The sequence below is a fragment of the Bacteroidota bacterium genome, assembly GCA_017303975.1.
In the GTDB taxonomy this organism is placed as follows: domain Bacteria; phylum Bacteroidota; class Bacteroidia; order JAFLBG01; family JAFLBG01; genus JAFLBG01.
In genome coordinates, this window is sequence record JAFLBG010000047.1 from 1 (window position 1) to 20,427 (window position 20,427).

The 20,427-nt window shown below is 35.6% G+C and carries 18 protein-coding genes; 4 read left to right on the forward strand and 14 right to left on the reverse strand.

Annotation, left to right across the window (positions count from 1 at the left end; genetic code table 11):
* The 8 genes from J0M08_12900 to J0M08_12935 all read right to left on the reverse strand — a co-directional run.
* Positions 1 to 2,796 (reverse strand): PKD domain-containing protein (locus J0M08_12900; GenBank protein ID MBN8703958.1); only part of this gene is annotated, 2,796 nt, incomplete at its 3' end.
* A 121-nt stretch (positions 2,797 to 2,917) separates the two neighbouring features.
* On the reverse strand, positions 2,918 to 3,382 hold the full coding sequence (locus tag J0M08_12905) for an SRPBCC family protein (protein ID MBN8703959.1): 465 nt from the start codon (positions 3,380 to 3,382) through the stop codon (positions 2,918 to 2,920).
* Positions 3,382 to 4,029: a flavin reductase gene (locus J0M08_12910; GenBank protein ID MBN8703960.1), complete on the reverse strand. Its 648-nt coding sequence runs from the start codon at positions 4,027 to 4,029 to the stop codon at positions 3,382 to 3,384. Before J0M08_12910 ends, J0M08_12905 begins: the two co-directional genes overlap by 1 nt.
* Positions 4,013 to 4,597 carry a glutathione peroxidase gene (locus tag J0M08_12915; protein ID MBN8703961.1) on the reverse strand — a complete coding sequence of 195 codons (585 nt, stop codon included), beginning with the start codon at positions 4,595 to 4,597 and terminating at the stop codon, positions 4,013 to 4,015. The genes J0M08_12910 and J0M08_12915 overlap by 17 nt, the downstream gene beginning before the upstream one ends.
* Before the next feature lie 4 nt (positions 4,598 to 4,601).
* Positions 4,602 to 5,303: an SDR family oxidoreductase gene (locus J0M08_12920; GenBank protein ID MBN8703962.1), complete on the reverse strand. Its 702-nt coding sequence runs from the start codon at positions 5,301 to 5,303 to the stop codon at positions 4,602 to 4,604.
* A 1-nt stretch (position 5,304) separates the two neighbouring features.
* Positions 5,305 to 5,976, reverse strand: coding sequence for a GTP cyclohydrolase I FolE (gene folE, locus J0M08_12925; protein MBN8703963.1), 672 nt, complete (start codon positions 5,974 to 5,976; stop codon positions 5,305 to 5,307).
* Between the two features lie 41 nt (positions 5,977 to 6,017).
* Entirely contained in the window at positions 6,018 to 6,521 is a 504-nt protein-coding gene (locus tag J0M08_12930; GenBank protein ID MBN8703964.1) for an RNA polymerase sigma factor, read from the reverse strand.
* A gap of 232 nt (positions 6,522 to 6,753) precedes the next feature.
* Positions 6,754 to 7,626 (reverse strand): MerR family transcriptional regulator, encoded by an 873-nt coding sequence (locus J0M08_12935; protein ID MBN8703965.1) that lies wholly within the window; start codon positions 7,624 to 7,626, stop codon positions 6,754 to 6,756.
* A 151-nt stretch (positions 7,627 to 7,777) separates the two neighbouring features.
* On the opposite strand from J0M08_12935, the gene J0M08_12940 reads away from it, so the two are divergent.
* The 4 genes from J0M08_12940 to J0M08_12955 all read left to right on the forward strand — a co-directional run bounded on the left by J0M08_12940 (position 7,778) and on the right by J0M08_12955 (position 14,764).
* Positions 7,778 to 9,490 carry a hypothetical protein gene (locus J0M08_12940; GenBank protein ID MBN8703966.1) on the forward strand — a complete coding sequence of 571 codons (1,713 nt, stop codon included), beginning with the start codon at positions 7,778 to 7,780 and terminating at the stop codon, positions 9,488 to 9,490.
* 125 nt (positions 9,491 to 9,615) lie between these two features.
* Positions 9,616 to 13,056, forward strand: a complete 3,441-nt coding sequence (locus J0M08_12945; protein MBN8703967.1) for an isoleucine--tRNA ligase — start codon at positions 9,616 to 9,618, stop codon at positions 13,054 to 13,056.
* 551 nt (positions 13,057 to 13,607) lie between these two features.
* Positions 13,608 to 13,997, forward strand: coding sequence for a TraR/DksA family transcriptional regulator (locus J0M08_12950; GenBank protein MBN8703968.1), 390 nt, complete (start codon positions 13,608 to 13,610; stop codon positions 13,995 to 13,997).
* Positions 13,998 to 14,065: 68 nt separating this feature from the next.
* Complete coding sequence (locus J0M08_12955) at positions 14,066 to 14,764, forward strand: lipoprotein signal peptidase (protein ID MBN8703969.1); 699 nt, start codon at positions 14,066 to 14,068, stop codon at positions 14,762 to 14,764.
* Positions 14,765 to 14,767: 3 nt separating this feature from the next.
* Here J0M08_12955 and recG read toward each other — a convergent pair whose 3' ends face one another.
* From recG to J0M08_12985, 6 genes are all read right to left on the reverse strand, one after another.
* Entirely contained in the window at positions 14,768 to 16,876 is a 2,109-nt protein-coding gene (gene recG / locus J0M08_12960) for an ATP-dependent DNA helicase RecG (protein ID MBN8703970.1), read from the reverse strand.
* Between the two features lie 64 nt (positions 16,877 to 16,940).
* A complete protein-coding gene (locus tag J0M08_12965; GenBank protein ID MBN8703971.1) occupies positions 16,941 to 17,816 on the reverse strand; it encodes a flavin reductase family protein in 876 nt (291 codons plus the stop codon).
* 16 nt (positions 17,817 to 17,832) lie between these two features.
* The gene (locus tag J0M08_12970) at positions 17,833 to 18,282 is read right to left on the reverse strand and encodes a YhcH/YjgK/YiaL family protein (GenBank protein MBN8703972.1); all 450 of its coding nucleotides are present in this window, start codon (positions 18,280 to 18,282) and stop codon (positions 17,833 to 17,835) included.
* A 66-nt stretch (positions 18,283 to 18,348) separates the two neighbouring features.
* Positions 18,349 to 18,966: a toxin-antitoxin system YwqK family antitoxin gene (locus J0M08_12975; protein MBN8703973.1), complete on the reverse strand. Its 618-nt coding sequence runs from the start codon at positions 18,964 to 18,966 to the stop codon at positions 18,349 to 18,351.
* Positions 18,967 to 19,256: 290 nt separating this feature from the next.
* A complete protein-coding gene (locus J0M08_12980; GenBank protein MBN8703974.1) occupies positions 19,257 to 19,658 on the reverse strand; it encodes a hypothetical protein in 402 nt (133 codons plus the stop codon).
* Positions 19,659 to 19,862: 204 nt separating this feature from the next.
* Positions 19,863 to 20,423, reverse strand: coding sequence for a hypothetical protein (locus tag J0M08_12985; GenBank protein MBN8703975.1), 561 nt, complete (start codon positions 20,421 to 20,423; stop codon positions 19,863 to 19,865).
* Positions 20,424 to 20,427: the final 4 nt, after the last annotated feature.

The window sequence follows — 20,427 nt, forward strand, 5'->3', positions numbered from 1 at the left end:
AAAGGCAGTGGTGCACGCGGAGGCTGTGCCAGTGGCCGAGCAAGTCAGTTCAATGAATGTAGATGCTGCTGTGCAACCGTCGTCGCCGTCGCCACCACCGCCACCACCACCACCACCACCGCCACCAAGTCCTGGGAAGCCGGGGAACGGAAATCCTCCACCTCCCCCAGGAATTGTAGAACAGTCAATGGTGTCTAAAAATATTGCCGATGTATCGTCACAACCATATAAATTTTTTACAACTAATGAATATGTTCCTATAGCTGTAGCTGTATATGTGCTGGCAGTGCTAACAACAGAATTAGTGTAAATCCACTGAAAGCTTGAGCCTTGTTGAAGAAACGCATTTAGTTTAGCTTTTATAGTATCTGTAGTACAAAATAGAGTATAGCTGTTTGTGGTAATCAATGGATTGGGATTAGGCGCAGTAGGCACATTTCTTGTTACTGTTTTACTGCAGCCAAAGGAATTTGTAACTGTTAATCGGTGCACGCCAGAAACACTTGTAGTTACGACTGTTCCTGTTCCAATTACATTGTTCGTTGGGTTACGCCAAGTATAACTACTAAATGTTCCTCCTCCTGCAGCAATGTTAGCAGTAGAGAATGGGCATAACCAAGGTGTTAGTAAAGTTGTAGAAGGATTAGGTGTGGGATTTACAGTTACTACTTTTGTTACAGTTACTGGAATTCCGCAGGCAACATAACTTAAGTTTACTGTAACTGTGCCTATAGTTGTAAATTGAATGGTTGTGTTTTTGGTTCCCTGCCCTGCTACAATATTTCCTGCGTTAGCAGGGTTTAGAGACCATGCATAGGTAGCTCCGTTTATTGTAGGCACAGAAAATGCAGAGGCCGATCCAACACAAACACTGCTAGTTCCGGCAATGGCAGGAGTGTTAGATAAAACACTATTTACAGTCATACTATATATAGGCGGTCCACAAGTTGATTGTCCCCAATGATTCATGCGCACTTTGATTACGTAAGGTCCCGTTGCTCCCCACGTTACATTTACCGGATTGTTGGAAGATGTAGTTGGCGTTCCGTTTGTTATTGTCCATGAGTATTGAGGGTTAAATCCATATGAATTACTGCCAGTATAGACAACCGCATACTGTCCGGATGAACTTGGACATACCAATCTAGGGCCGGAAATGGAGTCAATAGGAGGCGGTTTAACTACTTGCACTCCATAAACAGCGGTGTTGTTGCAATACTGCCCTGAAGTTGCTCCGGTTGCAGTTGCAGTTACTGTGTAATACCCACTTACGCTCCAGTTGAATACTGCACTGCTTGTGCCTTGTCCTGAGACTACAGCTCCATTCGAGCTTCCCCAATTATATGTTCCTGGCAAGTTAGTGGCAAGAGGTAAATTATTGTTTATGCAAATTTGCCAGTTCCCGCTTATTTTAAAGTATGGTCTAATATTTATTGCAATGGTTGATGTATATTGGCAACCTAAATTAGGGTTTCCAACACTTACAACCAATTGAGCATTTCCTGTGCCTACCCAATTTATAAGAATATCATTGGGATTTCCACCTCCAATAATATTTCCTGCACTAGATGGCACTAAACTCCAAGTATACGCTGCTCCAGGCCAATAGGGGGCTGAATACAATTCGCTTGCACCGGTGCATGTAACAGAATTCCCAGTTATAGCAGGGTTAGGGGAAATTATTGGAACTTGATAGGTGGTAGGAGTGGAACAAGTTGCCGGTGTACACCCTGACGTTGACAAAGATACACTACCGGGTGAGTTGCTTCCCCAATTAACAATTATTTGGTTGGTGCCTTGCCCATTTACAATTGTGCCTCCGGTTACACTCCAACTATAAGAACTGCATAATGCACTAGTATTATAAGTTGCTTGCTTCCCAGCGCACATGGTTGATGGACAATTAATGTCTGCACCTGGCGCAGAGCCAATTGTAACTGTTTTCGTAATTGTATGTGAACACCCACATTTGTTGGATACTGTAAGTGAAACCGTGTATGTACCTGGGGCTGTGTAAATATGGTTGGGATCTGGCTCTGTTGAAGTTGTTCCATCTCCAAAATTCCAGTACCAATTAGTAGCACCTCCAGTAGATAAATTGCTAAACTGGGTTGGTATTCCTAAACAAGAGGTGTTAAAGTTGAAGTTGGCAGTTGGTATTTTTTCAATTGTGATGCAAATGGCTACTGAGTCTGTACATCCAGAGCTGTTTGTTTCGGTTACACTTAATGACCCACTGCCAGTTCCAGCAGGCCATTGAATAGTAACGCTGCTACCTGTATTCCCTCCAATTATAGTGCCTGTGCTTATTCCCCAATTGTAAGTGCTGCCTGGATTTATGCTAGCAACAGAGTAACTTTCTATGCTATTTTCACATACAGTGTACATTGCACTGGTCCATTTTCCACCGCAAAATGACCAAACATCTCCACCACCTCCAGTTTTGATAGGACCACCACCTCCTGCGGCATTACAGTCATTTAAGTTGCCCGTAATTACAGGATTGGGATTAGGGTTTACTGTAATGGTTGTAATAGCAGTAGATGTAACACTATTGGTAATTATAGAGTAAGTTACGGTGTGTGTGCCTATGCCTGCAGAACTTGGATAAAATACGCCATTTTGTACGCCTTTGCCTGTAAAATAGCCTCCTGTAGGAGATGTAGTAAATGAGATAGATGGGGATGTATTGCAAACATTGTTGCTACTGGGCGTAACAGTAACCGTTTGCGCCCTAGTTAGAGTGAAACATATTAATAGAAAAGAAATACATAAAAAATGTATTTTTTTATTCATTCGATTAATAAAGTTCGTAAAAATGAAAAGTGCTTAGATGGGTACTATTAATTTACGACTAAAAATTGAATATGTCAAACAAAAAAGAGAGATTTCTTTGTTTTTACAGTAAAATCATGACTTAGTAAGTGCCGAATAGCGATTCTATTTTTTTGTAACGGTAATCAAAAATAGCTTGAAGTTGTTTTTTTACGAAAACTTGATTTGCCAATTTTCCGAGTATTCCCATCGGTAGTTTGTAGTGTACTAAATCATACATCTCTACTCCGTTTTCAATTGGTTTTAGGAAATGTTTGTGGTGCCATAGCGCATAAGGGCCAAACCGCTGTTCATCTACAAAATATTCTTTATCCTTTACGTGCGTTATTTCTGTACACCAGCTAATAGGAATTTTTAAAAGCGGTTTTAGTGTGTAAGTAATAATTTGTCCAGGGAACATACTTTGTATTTCACTTTCTTTAGATGTGATGGTAAAGTCCATATAATCCGGACAAATTATTTTTAGATTTTTGGGAGAAGACATAAACTCCCATGCTTTATCAATGGTGGTAGGAATTTTTTGATATGCTTCGATAGTGTGAACCATTACTTTAGTTTTTGTGTTAGTTTGTTGGGTTTTGCATAAGCAAGTCTAGAAAGTATATTTGTAGTGTGATAGCTGTCAAGTCCGCAACAGGTAATGCTTTCGGCTTTTTCGTGATTTACGAAACCATCACCTTCAACTAAATCTTCTGGAAGTAAAACCTCTTTAACTTCTCCTATAACAATAATTGTTCCGTTCAATTCTAATTTGATTATCTCTTTTTTTTGTAATCCAATATTTATGTTTGATTCTAGTACATATGGTGCTTTAATCGAGTTTGAATAAAATTCGGTAAACCCACATTCTTTAAATTCTGAAAATTCTTTTGGGTATCTGGCACTTGTTTGATGAGCCTTTATGTAGAAATCTTGTTTGATATTATTGATAGTATATACTTCGGTTTCTAATATGTTTTGAAGCGTGTGCCTATCAACACTGTCTGGTCTTACAATAAAACCAATCAGAGGGGGATTTGCACCAACATGAAAAATAGAACTAAAAATACTTAAGTTGGTATTTCCAAATTTGTCTAAGGTTCCAATTAGGTTTACACTTTTAAATCCACTTAAAGAATTAAAAAAAGTTTTTTTGAACAAATTATCCATTTGCTCAAAATCGGTGGTTGTAAGTATTTTACTTTTTAAGTGCATTTGAAATTTCTTCTCCTACCGGATTTACATTCGATGAAAAAAAGTTTATTAATTCTCCTTTTTCATTAATTAAGTATTTGCAAAAGTTCCAGCTTGGAGCTTTATCATTCCATCCATTTTCAGATTTTGTAGATAGCCATTTATATAACTCGTGTTGGTCGTCTCCTTTAACAGATTTTTTGGAAAAGAGTTGAAATGTAACTCCGTAATTTTTTTCACAAAATGTTTTTATCTCTGAATTTTGTCCTGGCTCTTGCGCTCCAAAATTATTAGCCGGAAATCCAAGTATAACAAGTGTTTCTTTGTTTTTGTCATACAGTTCTTGCAGTTGTTTATATTGCGGAGTATAGCCACACTCTGAAGCAACATTCACTAGTAGTATTTTTTTTCCTTTGTATTGTGCCAAAGAAATGTCTTTTCCATCTATTGATTTTAATGTAAAATCATAAATTGATTTTGTAGTAGTCATGTTTTCTTTTGTTAGATTTTCGTTTGTAGGTTTAGTCAAAACATTTTTGCAGCCCAATATAGAGCCAAATGTCATTAGTAAGAAATAATATATTTTCATTTTTTTAAATTTTAAGTGTTGACATTCCTCCATCTACAGCAAAAGTTTGTCCTGTAATCCATTTGCTTTTTTTTGATAAAAGGTACGTTATAATGTTTGCAATATCATTGGGTTCTCCAATTTTTTGTAAGGGGTGTTTTTTAGACATCACCTCAATTTTTTCTATAGTAGATGTTAAACGCTCTGTTAGTGGCGTTTTTACTAGGGATGGGGCAACTGTATTTACTCTTATGGCAGGAGCTAATTCAGCTGCAAGCGATTTTGAAAATCCTTCTAATGCACCTTTTGATGCAGCAATTGATGTGTGAAAAGGCATTCCTATAGTTGCCGCTACTGTAGTTAAAAATACAATCGATGCGAATGGACTCATTTTCAGTTTGGGTAATACCTGATGTAAAGAATTTACTGCACCAAAAAAATTTAATTGAAAATCATCTTTAAATTCTTTTTCTGTAAGTCGAGCAAATGGTTTTAAATTAACACTTCCAGGGCAATACACAAATCCATCAACTATTTCCGGAAGTTGGCTTTCAAAATTTGAAAGTTCCATTGCATCCCATTTTATATGAATACAATTTGTGAGCTTGTCTAAATTTTTATTCGTTCTGGAAACGACATAAATTGAATTTGATTTATCAGAATCAAGCTCCTCCACTAAACTTAATCCAATACCCGAAGTGCCACCAACAATCACATAATTAGCCATGTTAAAATTCTATGTATTTTAAAAACTCGTTTCTGCTTTGCTCATTTAAAAATTTCCCGTGGTAGCTCGAAGTAACAGTTTTACTGCTAGAGTCGTTTACTCCTCTAGACGAAACACATAAGTGTACTGCATCTATAACCACCGCAACATCTTCCGTATTTAGAAGTTGTTTTAGTTCGTTTGCAATTTGAACGGTAAGTCGTTCTTGCACTTGCGGTCGTCTGGCAAAATAATTTACAATTCTGTTTATTTTAGATAATCCAATTACGCTTCCGTTTGAAATGTAGGCTACGTGAGCTTTTCCGATTATTGGCACAAAGTGGTGTTCGCAATTCGAATAAAACGTAATGTTTTTTTCGACCAACATTTCTTGGTATTTATATTTGTTTTCAAAGAGTTTTATATCCGGTTTGTTTTTGGGATTTAGTCCGCTAAAAATTTCTTGCACGTACATCTTCGCAACTCGGTGTGGGGTTCCTTTTAAGCTGTCATCAGTTAAATCCAAGCCATGAATATTCATTATTTCTGTGAATTTATCTTCAATTAATTCTATTTTCAATTCATCATCAAGAACAAAAGCATCTTCTCTTAGCGGAGTTTCAATAGAAGTAAGAATGTGATTGTTGCCTATTTCATCAATTGTAGTTTCAATGTATTTTTTAGTTGTTTCCATCCGTTTTTTTTGTTTAATTTTTCTTATTTCTTTTTAAACAATTAATTAAGTTCTTTAAGTTTTTCCATCAATCTTTTTCGTGCCATAAAAATTCTGCTTTTTACGGTTCCAATTGGTATGTGCAGCTCTTCTGATATTTCTTCGTATTTATAGCCTTCAACATGCCTTTCAAAAGGGACTCTAAATTCTTGTTGCAGCGTTTCTATTTCACGGTTAATTATTTTTTCTGTCATTATAGACTCCCCCTCGTTTGTGCTTTTTATGTGCAATCGGTTTGTTAGAATAGTATCTTTTTTTTCGTTTATTATTTCATTGTGCTTTGTGTGTCTGTTGTATGAATTAATAAAAATATTTCGCATAATTGTTAAAAGCCAACCTCTGAAGTTAGTGGCATCTACAAATTTTTCGCGATTGTTCAATGCCTTGTATAGTGTATCTTGTATTAAATCCTGGGCGTCTTCTGAATTGCGAGTTAGTTTTAATGCAAAGTTTCTAAGAATCCCAGTTTCCATGGTAAGTTTGGTGTTAAATTCTATAGATGTCATACCCTTTTGTTTTTTTGTTTAACAAATGTATCTATAAGTTAAACAATAAGCAAGTTTTGTTTAATATATTTTTGTAAAGTATAAACAAATTGATTTATGTGGTAGTCTTACCGCATAAAAGAGACTCTTGTATTGTGTGTAATGAAATCTAACTTTTATCTAGGTCTAATGGCAGTTTTGATGTTTTGCAGCCGCATAACATCAATAACTATTAGGAATTATGTAATAGCGATTATAACAGCGACAGAAATTCGCTAGGGTTTTTAAACGTAGTAATGTTTTTCGGAAAATTTTTGTCGTAAGTAGCTATTTGCATACCCGACAGAAATATTTTGCTGTGCTCGAATGTATCGGATAAATTTTCAATGTAATCTTTCATTGAAATGTCTTTAAGCTGCGATGTAATAACGCTTACAATGTATTCTGGCTTTTTTAGTTTTGCCACTGAGAGTAGATCTTCAAACGGAACCGATTGCCCTAAATAAATGGTGTTGTGTCCTTTTTGTTTCGTTAAATAAGCATAAAAAAGGAGACTTAGCTCATGCAGCTCGTTTTCCGGAAGATACAATAAAAATTTACGAGCGTGCTTATTTGTGTTGTATGGGCATGCGTCTATGGCAGCAACAATTTTTTGTCTTATCAAATTTGAAATAAAATGTTCTTGTGCTGGGTTAATTGCATTTGTTTGCCACAGAATTCCAATTTTCTCTAGGAAGGGTGCAATTATGGATGTCATTGTTTTTTCGAAACCATGACGCAAGAGGTTGGTAGAAATTATTTTTTCAAATTTCAACTCCTCCATCTCAATCATAGCAATAACTAGCGCATTTATTTGTTCGTCTTCTTTTGTCTCAGTTTCGGTAAGCTTCTCAACTTCTTTTTTTATCCCATCTTCACTTAAATCGGCTATTTTCGAAATTTTGAATCCGTTTGTATATAAAAAACTAATATTTAAAAGCTTTTTAAGCTCTTCGTGTGTATAATATCTAATATTGGTATCTGTTCTGCGGGGAGATAATAAATTGTAGCGCTGTTCCCAAATACGTATTGTATGCGCTTTTATACCTGAAATATTTTCGAAATCTTTAATAGAGAACCTATTCATTTTCATTGTTATTTTTGTGCTATAACAAACAAGCCTACTAAAAGTTCAATTATCATTATGTAAATCTGTATAATACGTTTCAAATATATATAATTTATTCTTAGTTTAACTCTTTTTGATTTTTGTTAAACATAAACAAATCGTTTTTTAGTTGAGAAAGGCGCACATTCATTTTTTTATTTTTTTGATATGTTGGTTTTTATTAAACAGTTATCAAAAAAACTGGTCTAGAAATCAAATTCAGTCCGATGTAGTAGGTTATTATGGATATTTAACGGCTTATTTTATTTGTGATGATTTAGCTCTTAAATTCTTAGATGACCCCAATACTGCATGCACGAATGAATATTTTGCTACTCGCTCCGAGAATGGCGGATATGTAATGAAAATGAGTATTGGCATGAGTTTGTTATATCTGCCTTTTTTTCTTTTAGGGCATTTCGTATTGGCTCCATTAACAGGTTTCATGGCGGATGGATATTCGCCAGCCTATCAAATTGCCTTAGCTGTTGGAAGTTTTTTTTATTTGACACTTGGCTTTTTCTATTTGCGGAAAATTCTTCTTCTGTATGTTAAGCCTACTATAGTATGGCTTGTATTATGGAGTTTGTATTTAGGAACCAATCTGCTTTGGTATTCCTATGGCGAGGCTCTTTTTTCTCATCAATACAGCTTTTCGCTGGTTTGTATTTTGTTGTGGGTTACACATCTCTTTCATATAAAACCATCTGTAAAAATTGCTCTTGTAATAGGAATGCTTATAGGCTTGATTATTCTGGTAAGACCTATAAATATTCTTATTTGTTCATTGCCATTTGTGTGGAATGTATTTAGTATAAATTCCTTACGGACCAAGTTGAATTTTATTAAAGATAACCTGGCTAAGTTTTCTCTCGTACTATTGACGAGCTTTTTAGTTGTTTCGATACAACTTATTTATTGGCATTATGTTACAGGGCATTTTTTGTTTTATTCGTATGTGGGTGAGTTTTTTTATTTTTTGCAACCTCATATTTTAGAAGGTTTAATTGGCTTTAGAAAAGGATGGCTTATATATACCCCTCTAATGCTTTTTGCACTTTGGGGCTTAAAATATATAAGTTCGCAAGTAAAACAGATTTTTTTGTTTGTTGTTTTTGTTTTTCCTGTGTTTTTGTACGTTACGTTCTCTTGGTGGTGTTGGTGGTATGGAGGATCATATGGAATGCGCCCTTTAATAGATGTGTATCCAATACTTGCAATTCCAATGGCTGTTACATTTCAAGACTGTATGTATTCAAGTAGGAGGAGTAAATTTATTTTTAGTTGTGTACTTGTATTTATAATTGTTGTAAATATGTTTCAAACATGGCAATACAATGTTGGTGTACTGCATTGGGATGCCAATACAAAGAACTCCTATTTTTCTGTTTTAGGAAGTACAAAGAAATCATACGAGTATAAATCTAAATTAAGACCAACCGATCCTGTGCGATCAAAAAAAGGATTACCTGAAGAATATACCAAAGCTGAAATTTTAGCAGGCCCCCCCTTTTATATAAGGTCTTCCAATACTTTTTTTGTGTCGAAAAGAAACGAACGCTTATTTGCAACTAAGTTTTTCCCGGACGACTCCTGTCTCTTCAAATTTGTACCCATAAATGGCGATACCATCAAATGGATGTGGAGTACTAACCTTGGTGTGAGTGATGAATTTGTTGGCCAATCATATGAATTTATATTTTTAGAAGATAATTCATTTGCTTTGAAATCCTTATCCGGAAAGGGATTTGTTAGTTTTGATGTCGACTCGCAAACGCTAGTCTACAAACCAATTCAGCTAATTACTTCCAAAGAAGTGTTTCGAGTTTATGAAGTTAAATAAGGACATCCAATCTTAGGTGTATCGTACTAAAAATGGTATATTTGCCACTTGTTTTTTCTTTAAGTTTTCTGTTTATTTTTAAAGAAAAACGAATAGTTAAAATTTAGTAAATAGAATTTTTTAGTATGTCAAAACTATATCCCGAATACAAGCAACTTAATCTTCCTCAAATTGGTAAAGATGTTTTATCTTTTTGGGAAAGTAACGGAGTGTTCGAAAAGTCTATCTCTACTCGCGAAGGCAAAGCTCCGTTTGTATTTTACGAAGGTCCTCCATCTGCCAATGGAATGCCTGGAATTCATCACGTAATGGGGCGTACCATAAAAGATATTTATTGTCGCTACCATACGCTTAAAGGCGAACAGGTAAAGCGCAAGGCGGGTTGGGATACCCACGGATTGCCTATTGAGCTTGCTGTAGAGAAAACATTGGGAATTAAAAAAGAGGATATCGGTACAAAAATTTCTGTTGACGATTATAACCAAGCTTGTAGGAAAGAGGTTTTGAAATATACCGATAAATGGGAAGAACTAACACGAATGATGGGGTATTGGGTAGATATGAGAAATCCATATGTAACCAATGATAATAAATACATAGAAAGTGTTTGGTGGTTGTTGCAAAACCTATACAAAAAGGGATTAATTTATAAAGGCTATACTATTCAACCTTATTCTCCTGCAGCTGGTACTGGACTTAGTTCCCATGAATTGAATATGCCTGGATCTTACCGCAATGTGAAAGACAAGAGTGCGGTGGCGATGTTTAAAATAGTTGAAAGTTCAAAGTTGAAAGTTGAAAAGTTAATTGATGGAAATAGAGCGGGAGTAACGAAGAACGATGTTTTTTTTCTCGCTTGGACAACTACTCCTTGGACACTTCCATCAAATACAGCTTTGGCTGTTGGTAAGAATATTACTTATGTTTCAGTAAGAACATTTAATCCATTTACAGGAACGCCAATTACAGCAATCCTTGCAAAGGATTTGGTAGGAAAATATTTTTCAGAGAAAAATAAAGAATTGAAGTTTGAAGAGTATAAAACTGGAGATAAGAATATTCCATTCGAAATTTTATCAGAGTTTAAAGGATCTGAAATAGCAGGCTTAGAATACGAACAGCTATTGCCATTTGTTAAGCCTGAAGGCGTTGCGTTTAAAGTTTTGATTGGCGATTTCGTTACAACCGAAGATGGTACTGGTATCGTGCATATTGCACCTAGTTTTGGTGCTGACGATTTTCGGGTAGCCAAACAAAATGGAATTGATTCACTTACCTTGGTAGATAAACGTGGTAAATTTTTGCGCGAAGTGCAAGATGGTGTTTTCTTATTTGGCGATGAGTTTGTGAAAGAAGCTTATTTAAACGATGAAGAGAAACAAGTTGAATTCGAAAAGCAAAAAAGGGTACTGGAAGCCAACGGAAAAATAAAAGACTTAAAAGTATATCTAAGCGTTGACGACCGTATTATACTTAAGCTTCAGGAAGAAGGTAAATTATTCAAGAAAGAAACGTACGAGCATAATTACCCGCATTGTTGGCGTACCGATAAGCCGGTGCTTTATTATCCGCTTGATTCTTGGTTTGTAAAAACAACTGCACTCAAAGATAGAATGGTGGAGTTGAACAAGACAATTAAATGGAAGCCGGAATCTACCGGTACAGGGCGTTTTGGAAATTGGCTCGAAAACCTACAAGATTGGAATCTTTCTCGTTCGCGCTTTTGGGGAATACCATTACCAATATGGAGAACAAAAGATGGTAGTGAAGAAAAATGTATTGGTTCTATAGAAGAATTGACCAAAGAGCTTGATAAAGCTAAAGAAAAAGGTATTGACTCTAAATTTGATATTCATGCTTCAACATTCGATTTGCATCGTCCTTATGTTGATGATATTATTCTTGTGTCTTCCAAAGGAGAGCCTATGTACCGTGAAACCGATTTGATAGATGTATGGTTTGATTCCGGTGCTATGCCTTATGCACAGCTGCACTACCCATTTGAAAACAAAGAGTTAATTGACGATAAAAAATATTTCCCTGCTGATTTTATTGCTGAAGGTGTAGATCAAACTCGAGGCTGGTTTTTCACATTGCACGCTATTGCTACTATGTGTTTCGATTCTGTTGCTTTTAAGAATGTTGTTAGCAACGGATTGGTGTTAGATAAAAATGGAAATAAAATGAGCAAGCGTTTGGGTAACGGAATTGATCCTTACCAAACACTTGAAAAATATGGTCCAGATGCTACACGCTGGTACATGATTACTAATGCTTCTCCTTGGGATAATCTTAAGTTTGATTTAGAGGGCATTGCAGAGGCTCAGAGGAAGTTTTTTGGCACATTGTACAATACATATACTTTCTTTGCATTGTACGCCAATATTGACAATTTTCAATTCGATGAAAATAAAGTAACTCCTATCACGCAACGCATAGAATTAGACAGATGGATTATATCTAAACTACATTCATTGGTTAAAGATGTTACGCGGTTTATGGACGATTACGATCCAACGCCTGCGGCACGTGCTATCGAGAATTTTGTAGATGAACATTTGTCAAATTGGTACATACGTCTATCGCGTAGGCGTTTTTGGAAAGGAGAACTTACGGCAGATAAGAAAGCTGCGTATGAAACATTGTACGAGTGTTTGAATGTGGTGGCTCAATTATCAAGCCCTTTTGCACCGTTTTTCTCTGATTGGTTATATAAAAATCTTACGAGTGGGGCTGTGAAAAATGCTAGTGTATTCGAATCAGTTCACTTGTCCTACCTTACAAAGGCTAACGAATCATTAATAGATGAACTTTTGGAAGAGAAAATGGAAATTGCTCAAAAGGTATCGTCCATGGTACTTTCGTTGCGTAAAAAGCATAAAATACGTGTGCGACAACCGTTAGGGAAAATTATGATTCCTATTTTAGATGCTCATTTTCAGCATCAATTGGAGGCTATAAAAGATTTGATTTTGGCTGAAGTGAATGTGAAGGAGTTGCAGTACATGAAGGAAACGGACGGAATTTTGGTGAAAAAGATAAAGCCTAATTTTAAGTCGTTGGGAGCTAGAGCCGGTAAGCACATGAAAGCTATTGCCGCATTGGTAAATGGCTTTGGGCAATCAGACATTAGTACAATCGAGAAGCAAGGATTTATTCAACTTGTAATTGATGCAAATGAATCATTTAAATTGGAATTGGCGGATGTTGAAATTACATCCGAAGATATTCCTGGATGGCTTGTTGCAACAGACGGAAAATACACAGTTGCCCTAGATATTACAATTACAGATAGTTTAAGGCAGGAAGGGATAGCTCGTGAAATTATTAATAGAATTCAAAATCTGAGGAAAGACAAGGCTTTTGAGGTTACCGACAGAATCGTTTTAAAAATACAATCACATAACGAAATTGATACTGCAATTTCAAATAATTTGAATTATATTTGCGCGGAAACATTGGCTTCCTCACTTGAATTGGTGACAACCATTCCTCCACAAGACGGAGAACTTATTGAGGTTGATGATGTAGTTAAAACAATTATTTCAATAACAAAATTAAATTAATAAGCATGGCTAAGAAAAAGGTAGTAAAAAAGTCGGCTAAAGCTCCAGTTAAGTCGGCAAAGAAGGTTAGCAAACCAGCTAAAAAAGTTGTGAAAAAGGTAGCTGCTAAAAAAACTGTAGCAAAGAAAGCTGCTAAACCTGCTAAAAAGGTGGTTGCTAAAAAGGTTGTAAAGCCTGCTAAGAAAGTCGTTGCTAAAAAAGTTGCGAAGCCAGTTAAGAAAGTTACAAAGGCTGCTGTTAAGAAAGTAGTGAAAGCTAAGGTTGTAGTAAAAAGTACTCCTAAGGTTTCTGCAAAGAAAGTGGTAACAGCTCAAAAGCCATTAAAAAACATACCTATTAAAAAAATGTCAGTAGATACAACAAATTCATCGAGAAATATACCTGAAGCTAAAAAGCCTGTTGGTAAGAAAGAGGTAGAGTCATCATCTTCGATTGATGATGATAACATGGGTAATGCAGCGGCACAACGAAAAGAATCGTCTATTTCGTTGCCACGTCAGCAAACTATTGTAAAGCCTAATAAATTGAATCCTGTGGTTCCAAAACCTCAAATAAATAAGGATGACAGAAGCCGCTATTCAGATAAAGAATTGTTAGAGTTTAAGGGAATTATACTGAGAAAATTAGATGAGGCTAAAAAAGATTATGAGTTGTTGAAAAGTACGTTGTCTCATAAAGATGACCACGGTACAGACGATACATCTCCTACCTTTAAATTGTTGGAAGATGGCTCTGATGTGTTGTCAAAAGAAGAAACAGCGCAGTTGGCTGCTCGTCAAGAGAAATTCATACAAAATTTGCAAAATGCATTAATTCGTATCGAGAATAAAACGTATGGTATTTGTAGAGCAACCGGTAAATTAATTTCTAAAGAACGTTTAAGAAGTGTACCTCATGCTACACTAAGTATTGATGCTAAATTAGATCAAGCTAAGTTTTAATAAACCAATAATTTAAATAAAGTCACCCCGAGCATATAGTCAAAGGGTGGCTTTATTGTTTAAAAGTAATTCGTGTGGGAAAAAGAGTTATTCTGCTAATATTTTCAGTTTTGCTGCTCGACCAAGCCTTGAAGCTATGGATTAAAACACATATGTTTTTGGGAGAAGAATTTCATATAGCAGACTGGTTTATTATACATTTTACAGAGAATAACGGAATGGCTTTTGGAATGGAGTTGGGAGGCGATTATGGCAAATATTTTCTGAGCATATTTAGATTAGTAGCTGTGGGTGCACTAGGATGGCTGTTGTATTCTATGATTAAAAAAAATGAGTCGCATAAATGGTTTATTTATAGTATTGCTCTTATAATGGCAGGTGCCATTGGAAATATTTTAGACAGCTTATTTTATGGTGTTTTGTTTTCGGATAGTAATTTTCAAGTAGCAGAGTTTTTGCCTGCCGATGGCGGATATGCTAGTTTTTTGCAGGGTAGGGTAGTGGATATGTTTTATTTTCCAATTATCGAAGGCCATTTTCCTGCATGGTTTCCTATTTGGGGCACCGAAGAGTTTATTTTTTTTCGACCTGTGTTTAATATAGCCGATGCATCTATTAGTGTTGGTGTAGGTATTGTATTGGTATTTCAAAAATCTTTTTTTACAACCAATAAGCCCGAAAGTTCTAAGTTGGAATCTACAACTACTGCGAGCAATGAATCTCTAGCTGATGATTCTAATACTCTTGAGAAGAAAGATGTTGTGTAGTTATTAGCTAATTCTACTCCAGTTTGGTCGGTCTTTTCTGAGTCTTTTCAAATTAATTACCACACATTTATGTTCCGGTTTTTCTAAATTTGGATCCGTGCTCAAAAGCTCAGATGCTATGTTACGAGCTTGTTGCAAGATGTGAGCATCTTTAGCCAAATCTGCTAGTCGTAAATCAACTAACCCGCTTTGTTGCGTACCGCTTATGTCTCCGGGGCCTCTTAGTCGTAAATCTACTTCGGCTATTTCAAATCCATCAACAGTTCGAACCATTGTTTCTATGCGTGTTTTGGCTTCTGTAGAGAGTTTGTATGACGACATTAAAATGCAATACGATTTTTCCGCACCTCTTCCCACACGTCCACGCAATTGGTGCAATTGTGATAATCCAAATCGTTCTGCATTTTCTATAATCATTACACTTGCATTGGGCACGTTTACGCCTACTTCGATTACGGTAGTTGCAATCATTATTTGTGTTTCGCCTTTTACAAAGCGCTGCATTTCAAAATCTTTATCTGCGGGTTTCATCTTTCCATGCACAATACTAATGCGGTAGTTGGGCAATGGAAATTCTCTTACCATACTTTCGTATCCTTCCATTAAATTTTTCAAATCAAGTTTTTCAGACTCTTCAATTAATGGATACACAACATAAATCTGTCTGCCTTTTTGTATTTCTTCTTTTATAAAAGCAAATACTTTTAGTCGCTGCGAATCGAAGCGGTGTATGGTTTGTATGGGTTTACGCCCGGGAGGCATTTCATCAATAACGGAAACATCTAAATCTCCATACAATGTCATGGCTAAGGTGCGTGGAATGGGAGTTGCCGTCATTACCAATACATGTGGAGGTTGTGTGTTTTTTTTCCACATTTGTGCACGTTGTGCAACACCAAATCGATGCTGCTCATCAATAACAACCAATCCTAAATTTTGAAATTGCACTTCATCTTCCAGTAGGGCGTGTGTCCCAATTAATAAATGCATTTCTCCGTTGCGCAACAATTCGTGTAATTCTTTTCTAGCCTTGGTTTTAGAAGATCCAATGAGTAAGCCAATTTTAATATTCATTGGTTGCAATAATTGCGAGAGTGTTTGGAAGTGTTGTTGTGCAAGTATTTCGGTAGGTGCAATTAAGCAGGCTTGAAATCCATTATCTAGCGCAATAAGCATAGTCATTAAAGCAACCAATGTTTTTCCGCTGCCTACATCGCCTTGCAGCAACCTATTCATTTGCTTGCCCGAACCCATATCCACTCTAATTTCTTTGATAACGCGCTTTTGCGCATTGGTTAAAGGGAAGGGTAAATGGTTGTTGTAAAAATTATTGAAGTAATCTCCCACTTTTGAAAACTGAAACCCGGCATATGTTTTTTGTCTGATTAATTTGCTGCGCAACAGTTTAAGTTGAACATAAAAAAGCTCTTCGAATTTTAGTCTGTATTCTGCATGCTTTAGTAAATCGGCATTTGCCGGGATATGAATATTTTTTAGGGCAGATGAAATATCGAGTAGTTTTAATTCCTGAATTATAGTTTTTGGAATTGTCTCTTCTATGGGATGTGTAGCAAGCCCGCTAACGGCTGTTTTTATTATTCTTCCAACTCCTTTGCTATCAAGACCTTTGAATTTTAATTTTTCGGTAGTGTTGTACAGAGCTTGCCATGCACTGGCAAGTGTAGTGTTTTCTTCGTTTTTTTCTTCTATTTCAGGATGGGGCAGGTTAATTTTTCCGTTATATATATTTGGACGTCCAAATATAATATAGGTAGTGTGGTATTTGATTTTCTCTTCAATCCAACGAATGCCTTGAAACCAAACCAACTCAACTTCTCCTGTTTCATCTTTTAATGTAGCAATAAATCGTTTGGCTCTTTTTTCGCCAACAGTGCGCATATCAATAATTTTCCCCATTACCTGTACATAGGGAATGTCGGCATTTATTTCGCGTACCTTGTAAAACTTAGTTCTGTCAACGTATCTATATGGATAATGTTTTATAAGGTCTTCTGCCGAAAAAATATGCAGCTCTGTTTTTAGCGCATCGGCACGCTGAGGCCCTACGCCTTTGATGTATTCAATTGGGGTGTCTAAATAATTTGTATTCAAGCCAATTTCTTCTTCTTCCTAAGGTAGTAGATTTTGAAGAATTATTTTAGATTAAAACAGATATTTATTCGGATAGAAGCGTCATCCATGCTTCGTGAACTTTGTTTTCAGCCAATAGCTGTTGTGCAACAGAATGAATTTTGTTGTGTGTATTTCCCTTGTACGAAGCCAACCTCTGTTCAAGCGTATTTTTAAATGCATTTATCTCTTCGGTTGAGGGCAGTTTTTCTACATTTCCCAATTGCCCTAAATTATTACCGGTTAGAACGCTGCTATTTTTTATTGATGCCGGAATTTGATCTACGCCAATTCCCATTGTTAACAGAGGTTTGGCAACTTCAAAAAGTGAGTCGCCATTTGCTCTACAATACCAATTTCCTCCGTGCCTTGCTACCAAATCAATTTTAAATGGGTCAATGTTTTTATTAGCATCTAAAACTGTTTCATCGATATGCATGAGTACAACTTCACAAATAATCAAGTTGCCCGCACCGCCTTGTGTTCCGAGTTCTATCACTTGATTTACTTTACATTCCAAGTGCACGGGAGATTCCTTTACTCTATAAGGTTTTATTAATTCTGATTTGATTTGGGTAAATCCTGCCTTTTCAAATTCATTTGTTCCCTTAGGGTATTCGGTACTTGCAAGCGATGTTTGTTGTACAATATTATAGTTAACAACATTGATAACTACTTCGGGTACTTCTTTTATGTTGTCGTAGGTGTGCTTAGTAGCGCCAGTTCTACCGCTTCTTGCCGGTGAAAATATTGCAATGGGTGGGTTTGCACTAAATACATTGAAAAAGCTAAATGGCGCTAAATTGGGAGTTCCATTTTTATCAATCGTACTTGCAAAAGCAATAGGTCGTGGTGCTACAGCTCCTAATAGGTAAGAGTGTAATACAGATGTTTTTACCTCTTTCGGGTTTATGGTTAGCATGGAATTATTATCGGTTTTATAGTTTAACTTTTACAACTACTTTTTTTAGTGATTTGCTTTCGTTTACTTGTATTCCCGGCATGTGAATATCATGCGGCATGAAAATAGCAAATAGACCTGTTTCCAATTTTATGAGTGAAATGGGCGCGGTGTAGAAAGCACAGTCTTTCTCAGAGTTATAAGCGGTTGTAGGTATTTGATTTTTTAAAATGGCAACTCCAATTTGTTCTTCTCCTTCAATGATGTATTGTATGTCTGCATATTTTTTGTGCGCCTCTAATTTGCATTCGTTCGCATCTTTGGTTGCGTATTCCATTACAATTGCGAATATCGTATCCTCTTCAATACTATATTTTCCGTTTTCTAATTCTTTAAAATTAGTTTTAGTAAGGTATTCGAATGCCTTTTTAAATCTATCTCCTAGACCATTATAAATGGTGATGTTTTCTAATTTATCGACTATCATGTTAGTAGGTGGGTGTTGTTATAAAATTGGTTAGCCGTAAAATGCAAATGCAGTTTATTACTAATACTAATACTCATGTTTTTTAATAATTTCCCCATCTTCATCGTACAGCATCCAATCTCCTGTTCGTTTTCCATTCATATATTTTCCGGTTTTTTTCATTTGACCGGTTGGGAAATAGCGTGTCCATTGCCCGTCCAGCTTGCCGTTTTGGTAATTGGCTTTTAGCTTATTATTTCCGTTTTCGTAATTCTCAATCAATTCGCCATTTAATTTTCCATTGGTGTATGTGCAAATTTTCTTAGGGTTTCCATCGTCAAAATATAAAATAAACTCACCGTTTTCTATACCGTTTACAAAGGTTCTTTTTTGAAAAAGCTTGCCATTGCTATAATAGCTAAGTATTTCGCCTTCGTATTTTCCACTTACTAAATTTCCCTTTTCTTTTACTTCGCCATTGTCGTGGTAAATAACCATTTCACCTTGTTTGATACCTTTTGAGTAGGTGTATTTTTCAATCAAATAGCCCTGGTAATCGTAATACTCCCAAACGCCATGTTTAAAGCCGTTTAACGTGTCTCCTTTTTCTTTAATAAGGCCATTTGGGTGTTTAATGATTACTTGACTTATAGCAATGGAACTTAATAGCAGAAGTTGAAAAAATAAAAAGGCTATTAAGCGCATGGTGTTTATTTGGTGTAAACTATATGGTGTAGTACAAATATAAAAAATGAAATGGGAATAGCACTTTTGCTAGTAGCTTGAAATGAACAATTAGTTGTTGATGAATAGGCAATTTTAACCCGAAAAATGCGAATGAATGCTGTTTATTAAAAAAAAATTTTGGAAGGACGTTGCAAACGCATAATAAATACATCCTAGTTACAAACGTGGATGAGTGAGTGCCTTTTAAATTGAAGTGTAGCTAGACGCTACACTCAACAGGCGGGCGGTAGTTTTTTACAATAAAACTACTATTTAGGTGATTGACCCGATCTTCTGCCAATCACACCCGATATTATTATGGTTGCTATTCCAAGAATAAATAGAGTTGGATTGAAATAAAGTGCACATTCATCATTGCTATTTCCGTTATAACTCATCTCAGAATAAATTTCAATTAGGTTTCCTGTGCCATCTAAATCATTATTAGCAATTGGGTAGAACCAAAAAAATAAGATTAGAATTATGGGAATTGTAAAAATAAATCCTTTGTTTTTTTTGCATAATACAAAGCTAATGCATGAAAAAATTACTATTTGTAAAATAAAGGGTAGAATACTTGTTTCAATTGTCCCACAATACTTATCGAGAATTTCTCCCTTGAGTAAATTTCCCCATAGAATTAAAATAATTAACAGTGTGCAATTTTTCATCCTAGTAGTTAAAATGGTTTCAACTCTAAAGTAGATATTTCTCACATGTTTTGTATATAAGAGTGAAACATGGTTTGTTTATAAACAGTGTAAATTTACTCAATTTTGCTGTGTTTTTCTAGTGCGAATAAATGTGTAAATTCATTAGGCTGGAGACCTTGTTAAATCAGAGTGTAGCGAGACGCTTCACTCAACGAGGGGTTACTATTTGCGTTCAGGAGGGCAATTAAGCCTATTCAACTCTTCTTTTGTTTTAATAAGGAGTAATTGATACCTATAGTCGTTGGCATTAATCGATTCTTTTTTTTTCAGACTTATTGTTTTTCCATTTATTATTTGAATTATTAGTTGATTGGCTATAAAATATTCGAGAGTTTCGTCTGTTCTAGTTTTTTCAGTTCGATCATTATAATATGTTAACGATTTTTTCGAGAAAATCAATTCCTCATTTTCATAATAAAACGTGTGCGACCACTTACTTGCAGCTAAGTGACCATCTCCGATACCATTGTCTGAAACTTTTACAATTTTATTATTTGCATCGTACATTTTCAAAGAACCATCAATTACACCACAGGTGTTTTTATATTTAATTTCCTTATAGGTACTCACTAGTTTATCAATATCATCTACTTTTTTTTGTATAGTTTTTACATGCGTACTGTCGCTGCTAATAAGATTTGAGCTAAAGAAAATATAAAGAAACAGTGAAATCAAAATTTTTGATGTATTGATAGATGCATTTTTCATTTTGGTATGCCACATTTTT

What these genes read in the sequence shown, in the direction of transcription:
- J0M08_12930 (MBN8703964.1), bottom strand. Translation starts at nt 6,521, where the DNA reads ATGACATCTATAGAATTTAACACCAAACTTACCATGGAAACTGGGATT.
- J0M08_12910 (MBN8703960.1), bottom strand. Translation starts at nt 4,029, where the DNA reads ATGCACTTAAAAAGTAAAATACTTACAACCACCGATTTTGAGCAAATG.
- J0M08_12965 (MBN8703971.1), bottom strand. Translation starts at nt 17,816, where the DNA reads ATGCTAACCATAAACCCGAAAGAGGTAAAAACATCTGTATTACACTCT.
- J0M08_12920 (MBN8703962.1), bottom strand. Translation starts at nt 5,303, where the DNA reads ATGGCTAATTATGTGATTGTTGGTGGCACTTCGGGTATTGGATTAAGT.
- J0M08_12975 (MBN8703973.1), bottom strand. Translation starts at nt 18,966, where the DNA reads ATGCGCTTAATAGCCTTTTTATTTTTTCAACTTCTGCTATTAAGTTCC.
- J0M08_12915 (MBN8703961.1), bottom strand. Translation starts at nt 4,597, where the DNA reads ATGAAAATATATTATTTCTTACTAATGACATTTGGCTCTATATTGGGC.
- J0M08_12980 (MBN8703974.1), bottom strand. Translation starts at nt 19,658, where the DNA reads ATGAAAAATTGCACACTGTTAATTATTTTAATTCTATGGGGAAATTTA.
- J0M08_12905 (MBN8703959.1), bottom strand. Translation starts at nt 3,382, where the DNA reads ATGGTTCACACTATCGAAGCATATCAAAAAATTCCTACCACCATTGAT.
- J0M08_12970 (MBN8703972.1), bottom strand. Translation starts at nt 18,282, where the DNA reads ATGATAGTCGATAAATTAGAAAACATCACCATTTATAATGGTCTAGGA.
- J0M08_12945 (MBN8703967.1), top strand. Translation starts at nt 9,616, where the DNA reads ATGTCAAAACTATATCCCGAATACAAGCAACTTAATCTTCCTCAAATT.
- J0M08_12935 (MBN8703965.1), bottom strand. Translation starts at nt 7,626, where the DNA reads ATGAATAGGTTCTCTATTAAAGATTTCGAAAATATTTCAGGTATAAAA.
- J0M08_12985 (MBN8703975.1), bottom strand. Translation starts at nt 20,423, where the DNA reads ATGTGGCATACCAAAATGAAAAATGCATCTATCAATACATCAAAAATT.
- folE (MBN8703963.1), bottom strand. Translation starts at nt 5,976, where the DNA reads ATGGAAACAACTAAAAAATACATTGAAACTACAATTGATGAAATAGGC.